We start from the raw sequence: 5,372 nt of genomic DNA on the forward strand, positions 1-5,372 counted from the left end.
GGCGGCCGGGTGCCCGCGGCCGGCGTGCCGGCGGCCGGGTGCCCCGCAGCCGGCGTGCCGACTGCCGGCGTGCTGGCGGCCGGCGTGCTGGCGGCCGGGTGCCCGCGGCCGGCGGGCCGGGGGTGCCGCCTCGGCCGGAGTGCCCGGGCGGACTGGCCGGATCGTCCCTCCGGTCGCGATGCCCGTGCCAGGATGGTGGGGTGGGTTTCCTGATCCGACTAGCGATCACCGCGGTGGCCCTGTGGATCACCACGCTGATCGTCCCGGGAGTGGAGGTGACCGGCCGCGGCGGCGCGAACAACGCGCTGACCCTGATCGTGGTCGCGCTCATCTTCGGTGTGGTCAACGCGGTGCTCAAGCCGGTCATCAAGGTGGTCGGTTGCGTGTTCTACCTGCTCACGCTGGGCCTCTTCGCGCTCGTGGTGAACGCCCTGCTGTTCCTGCTCACCGACTGGATCGCCCGCGGGCTCGACCTGCCCTTCCACGTCAACGGCTTCTGGGCCGCCTTCTGGGGAGCCATCGTGATGGCCGTGGTGACCTGGCTGATCAGCGTCGTCGTGCCGGACCGGTTGGCAGAGCGGTGAGCGGTTCCCGGGTCGGTTGTGCCCGCCGCGACCTCCTACGGGATACTTCCCGCGGTGGACAGCGCGGTCCGGCGCACCCGTGGACGTCAGCGACCGGAACGGTCGGCGCCATGGAAGACAGCGGCCTGCACGGCCGAGAGCGGTAAGTAAGGAGCGTTAGACATGCCCATCGCTTCCCCCGAGGCTTACGCGGAGATGCTGGACCGGGCCAAGGCCGGCCGGTACGCGTACCCCGCGATCAACGTGACCTCGTCCCAGACGCTGAACGCGGCGCTCAAGGGCTTCGCCGACGCGGAGAGCGACGGCATCATCCAGGTGTCGACCGGCGGCGCGGAGTACCTGTCCGGTCCGTCCGTCAAGGACATGGTGACCGGTGCCGTGGCGTTCGCCGCGTACGCGCACGAGGTCGCGAAGAAGTACCCGGTGAACATCGCGCTGCACACCGACCACTGCCCCAAGGACAAGCTGGACAAGTTCGTCCGGCCGCTGATGGCCATCTCGCAGGAGCGCGTGCAGAACGGCCAGGAGCCGCTCTTCCAGTCGCACATGTGGGACGGCTCGGCCGTGCCGGTGGCGGAGAACCTCCAGATCGCCGAGGAACTGCTCACCCAGGCCGCAAAGGGCAAGATCGTCCTGGAGATCGAGGTCGGCGTCGTGGGCGGCGAGGAGGACGGCGTCGAGAACGCCATCAACGAGAAGCTCTACACCACCGTCGAGGACGGCCTGGCCATGGTCGACGCGCTCGGCCTTGGCGAGAAGGGCCGCTACATGGCGGCGCTGACCTTCGGCAACGTGCACGGCGTCTACAAGCCGGGCAACGTGAAGCTCCGCCCCGAGGTGCTCAAGCACATCCAGGAGGCGGTCGGCGCCAAGTACGGCAAGGAGAAGCCGCTCAGCCTGGTGTTCCACGGCGGTTCCGGCTCGCTGCTGTCGGAGATCCGCGAGGCGCTGGACTACGGCGTGGTGAAGATGAACATCGACACCGACACCCAGTACACCTTCTCCCGCCCGGTCGCGGACCACATGTTCCGCAACTACGACGGCGTGCTCAAGGTGGACGGCGAGGTCGGCAACAAGAAGATGTACGACCCGCGGGTCTGGGGCAAGGCCGCCGAGGCCGGCATGGCCGCCCGCGTGGTGGAGGCCTGCGAGCACCTGCGCTCCACCGGCACCACCATGAAGTGACGCCGCGCGCGTGAGCGGAAGGCCGGCACCCCGGGCGGGGGCCGGCCTTCCGCGTCTCACCGGGCGGTCAGCACCTGGACCGCTTCGCGGACGTCGTCGGTGAGGTGCACCGTGGTCGACAGGTCACCGAACGGGGAGGCCGCGAAGAGCGGGCGCAGCAGCGACTCGACCGGCAACTCGGTCGTCCAGTACGTCCGGTCCAGGAAGACGTACGCCCCGCTGGCCCCGTCGGTGCCGTAGTAGGTCTTGGTGGCGGCCTGGAACACCTCCTGCACGGTTCCGGCCCGGCCGGGCGCGAAGACGATCCCGCCCCGGGCCAGCCGCAGGATGGTGTCCTCCCGGATGGCGTTGGAGAAGTACTTGGCGATCCGGCCGGCGAACAGGTTCGCCGGTTCGTGCCCGTAGAGCCAGGTGGGGATGGCCAACCCGCCCGAGCGGGCCCACTCGGTGCCGGCGGCCGCCGGGCGCGGGGCGGGCAGCGCCGGGTCGGCGTACTTCTCCCGGACCCGCAGCGCCGCCTCGGTGTAGCGGTCGTGATCGGTGAAGTCGGGCGCGGCGGCCAGCACGTCGATCGCCGCGGTCAGCTCCTCGGCCGGCCAGCCGGCGAGGAACGCGCCCAGGTTGGCCGCCTCCATCACGCCGGGGCCGCCGCCGGTCACCACCAGCCGGTCGGCCCGGGCCAGCTCCCAGCCCAGCACCGCCGCCATCCGGTACGCGGCGCTGCCGCGCGGCACCGCGTGCCCGCCCATCACCCCCACCACCGACTGTGGCCCGTGCACCGCCAGCCAGGCCCGGGTGGCGTCCGCCAGGGCGTTGTCCACCCCGTGGTCGTGCAGCCGCTGGCCGAGCGCCTCGCGGACGTCGGGCAGCGCCCCGCCGTGCGCCCGGAAGTGCGCGTACACCCGGGTGTCGTACATGCCGGCGAACCCCGCCTCGGCGAAGCCCGCGGCCAGGTCATCGGCGGTGTAGAGGCGGGCCGGCTGGGTCGGGTAGGGCAGTTTCGAGAACGGCGGCACCACGTTCGCCCCGCGCCGGACCAGGTCGGCGCCGACCTCGCGGCCGGCGAACCGGCAGCCCACGAAGAGCGTGTCGGCCACGTCCACGCGGGTCAGGTCGGGGACGGGGTCGAGGTCGAGGCGGAGGCCCTGCACGGTGAGCCCGGCCAGGCTGCCGGTGGCGAGGTGTCGCTCGAACTCGGCCCGGGTCTCGATCTCGTCGTGGCTGGTGTCGTGCGGCTCGATGACGTCCGCGGGAGGTGGGGTCGGCACCCCGCCATCCTGCCCGCGCGGGGCAAGCCGGCAAACCCGGTACGGACCGCAGGAGCCCGACGGTCAGACCGCCGGGCTCCTGCTCAACCGGGTCCTGGGGAGGCTCCGGAGCATTAGTTGTAGTGGAGAACATCGTGGCGCGGGATGGGCCGCGGGTACCGGACCGAGGGCCGCAGGCGTGACGAAACCCTCAGCCGTTCAGCCGACCGGCTCGCCCGACCCTCTCGCGGACCTCAGGGCGAAGCGGGTTGAATGGGGCGATGCAGAACCTGATGCCTGAGCCACCGGCCACGCTCCTGCCCGCGCACGAGGAGGCCGACGCCGCGCTGGCGGCCGCCGCCGAGCAGGACACCGACGAGGCGTACGCCGAGGTGGCCGCCCGCTTCCCCAGCCACAGCGCGGCGTGGGGGGCGCTCGCCGCCCGGGCGTTCGCCGCGGGCCAGGTCATCACGGCGTACGCGTACGCGCGCACCGGCTACCACCGGGGCCTGGACCAGCTGCGCCGCAGCGGCTGGAAGGGCCACGGCCCGGTGCCCTGGTCGCACCGGCCCAACCGGGGCTTCCTGCGCTGCCTCTACGTGCTGTCCCGGGCCGCCGGCGAGATCGGCGAGGCGGACGAGGCGGCCCGCTGCGCCCAGTTCCTCCGCGACTGTGACCCGGCCGCGGCGGACGCGCTCGCCAGCCGCTGACCGCGTCACGCAACCGCCGGCGCCCGGACCGGGCCGCCCGCTGACCGCGTCACGCGACCGCCGGCCCTTCGGACCGGGCCGCCCGCTGACCGCTCCCCGCGGGCCCCTCGAGCCGGGCCGCCCGCTGACCGCGCCACGTGCCGGCCGGCCTCCGACGGGGGCCGGCCGGCACGCTGCTCACAGGCCTTCCGCCACCGCCGCCGCGATCTTCAACCAGGCGTCCCGGGTGGCCGAGGAGAGCTGGCCGTACCGGATCGGCTCCCCGGTGTCGATGAGCCGCTCGTACGGCGCGAGCAGCACCGCCCGGGTCCGGGCGGCGAAGTGTTCCTGGATCGCCGGCAGGTCGATCTCCTTGCGCGACGGCGGCATCGACACCACGGTGACCGCCTGCCGCACCAGCCGCTGCCGACCGCTCTGCTCCAGGTGGTCGAGCATCCGGGCGGCCGTCTCCGCCGAGTCGTTGCGGGCCGACATGGTGACCACCAACTGGTCGGTGGCGTCCATCGCGGCCTGCCAGTTCTGCGCCCGGACGTTGTTCCCGGTGTCCACGAAGATCAGCTTGTAGAAGCGGCTGACCACCTCCCGGATCTCGGCGAACGCGGCCGCGGTGAGCATCTCGCCGCCCGTGGCGGACTCGTCCGAGGCGAGCACGTCGAACATCCCCTCGCCCTGGGAGCGGACGTACTGCGACAGGTCGCCGACCCGGCCGTGCGGCCCCTGGAACTGGGCCAGGTCGCGCAGCATGTCCCGGACCGTACGGGAGTGGAAGTCCTGCTGGGCCCGCATGCCCAGGGTGCCCTGTGTCTCGTTGTTGTCCCAGGCCAGCACGTACCCGCCACGCTTCTGCCCGAAGGTCATGGCGAGCAGCAGGATGGCCACCGTCTTGCCGGCGCCGCCCTTCGGGTTGACCACGGTCACCTGGCGCAGCCCGCCGAAGTTGCGGCGGACCATCTCGATGTCCCGCTTCATCTCCTGCTCGTGCCGTCCCGGCGGGAGCCGGACCAGGCCGATCCGGTTCACCACGGCCCGTACGCCCGTGGTGGCCACCGGGTCGACCGGCCGGGCCTGCCGGCGGCGGGCGAAGTCCTCGGCGGTCGGGGTGCCCCCGGGCTCCGGTGCCCAGCCCTGCTCCGGGTACCCGGTCGGTGCCGGACCGGGCTGCTGCTCCGGGTACCCGGTCGGTGCCGGACCGGGCGGCTGCGGCGGGGGCGGCTGCGGCGCAACCGTCGCGGCCGGCTGCGGCCAGGGCGGGTACGGGCCGGGCGCGGGGCCGGCCCCCGGCGGCGGGTAGCCGGGCTGCCCGTACCCGACCGGGCCGGGCGGGTACGCCGACCCGTTGCCGTAGGGCGGCTGGTGCAGCGGTACGCCCGGTGACGGCGGGAACGGTCCGAGCCGCGGTGACACGGCGTCCCCGGCGGCGTCCGCCGTACCGCCGTCGGGGAGCGGTTGGGGGGTGCCGGCCGGCGGCTGGCCGGTGCCGACGGCGGCCGGTGCCGCGATCCCCGGACCGGGCGACCCGGCACCGGGTGCCGGGCGACCGGATTGAGCTGGCGGGATGCCCGGGTCTGCGGCGGCCGGGCCGGGCGTCGGGGCCGACTCGGTGGCGTCCCGTTCGGATGTCGGCCCGGTGGTGGCCAGGTTCGGCG

Annotated in this window: 5 protein-coding genes; 3 read left to right on the plus strand and 2 right to left on the minus strand. The window is 73.7% G+C overall.

The annotated features are described in order from the left end of the window. The first annotated feature begins 200 nt into the window (after positions 1-200). Entirely contained in the window at positions 201-584 is a 384-nt protein-coding gene (locus LQ51_RS04850; protein WP_046563445.1) for a phage holin family protein, read from the plus strand. Between the two features lie 162 nt (positions 585-746). Then, positions 747-1,769 (plus strand): class II fructose-bisphosphate aldolase, encoded by a 1,023-nt coding sequence (gene fbaA / locus LQ51_RS04855; protein WP_046563446.1) that lies wholly within the window; start codon positions 747-749, stop codon positions 1,767-1,769. Positions 1,770-1,825: 56 nt separating this feature from the next. Here fbaA and LQ51_RS04860 read toward each other — a convergent pair whose 3' ends face one another. Then, positions 1,826-3,037, minus strand: a complete 1,212-nt coding sequence (locus LQ51_RS04860) for an LOG family protein (RefSeq protein ID WP_046563447.1) — start codon at positions 3,035-3,037, stop codon at positions 1,826-1,828. A 260-nt stretch (positions 3,038-3,297) separates the two neighbouring features. Here LQ51_RS04860 and LQ51_RS04865 point away from each other — a divergent pair, with 260 nt between their 5' ends. Continuing rightward, the gene (locus tag LQ51_RS04865) at positions 3,298-3,726 is read left to right on the plus strand and encodes a DUF3151 domain-containing protein (RefSeq protein ID WP_046563448.1); all 429 of its coding nucleotides are present in this window, start codon (positions 3,298-3,300) and stop codon (positions 3,724-3,726) included. Between the two features lie 177 nt (positions 3,727-3,903). On the opposite strand, the gene LQ51_RS04870 is transcribed toward LQ51_RS04865, so the two are convergent. Beyond that, the coding region (locus tag LQ51_RS04870) for a chromosome partitioning protein (RefSeq protein WP_231605365.1) at positions 3,904-5,372 on the minus strand (1,469 nt) is incomplete at its 5' end.

The organism is Micromonospora sp. HK10, from assembly GCF_000982955.1.
GTDB lineage: Bacteria > Actinomycetota > Actinomycetes > Mycobacteriales > Micromonosporaceae > Micromonospora.